This is a genomic window from Citrobacter sp. VF227, assembly GCF_052950715.1.
In genome coordinates this window covers 1-725 of the sequence record NZ_JBRFVF010000095.1, presented here as the reverse complement: position 1 = coordinate 725, position 725 = coordinate 1, and the positions used below count along the sequence as shown (strand labels likewise).

The window sequence follows — 725 nt, the reverse complement described above, 5'->3', positions numbered from 1 at the left end:
CTCGCCCGGGCGCGCGAGCCGCTCCAGCGCGGCGGCGAGGCGCTCGCGCAGGAGCAGGCGGTCCGCCAGGCCGGTGAGCGGGTCGAGCCGCGCCATCGCGTCGGCCCGGGCCTCGGTGGCTTTCCGGGTGCTGACGTCCTCCAGGGTGACGACCCAGCCGCCCCCCGCGAGAGGGTGGAGCCCGGCCTGGACCGTGTGTGCCCGGCGCCGCACCCCGAACAGGGCGGGCTGCCGCGGGGCCGGCGCGCCGCGCCGCGCGGCGGCGCGGGCCGCGGGCCGCTCGGCCGGCCGCGCCGCGCCGCGCGCGCGGTCGGCCGCGGCGGACGGCGTCGCGTCCACGCGGGGCCCGGCGGCCGCCACGGTCATCGCGGCGGCCGCGACGCCCGCGGGCGCCTCGCACGGCCCCGCCGCCGCGCAGTCGCGCGACGCGCCGGCCTCGGCGCGCGCCCATCCGGCCGCGCCGCAGCGCCGCCCGGCGAACGGATAGGCCGGTAAATGCACGCGCTTCGCCGTCCCGCCGGCGGGCGGACGGTCGACGCGCTTGCCGGCGAGCCAGGCCGCCGCCTGCGCGAGCTGCGCCGCGTCGAGGCCCGCCGCTCGCGCGGCAGCCGTCACCGCGCCGTCGAGCAGGCACGGCGAATCCCGTCCGTCGACGAACGCGCGCAGCAACGCGGCGAGCTCGCCCGTCGTCGACGCGAACAGCACGATTCGCTGCGCCATCGGCT

The 725-nt window shown here is 82.3% G+C and carries 1 protein-coding gene; it reads right to left on the bottom strand.

The genetic code is table 11. From position 1 onward, the window contains the following. A partial coding sequence (locus tag ACU8YC_RS25240; RefSeq protein WP_446895994.1) for a hypothetical protein occupies window positions 1-725 on the bottom strand: 725 nt, incomplete at both ends.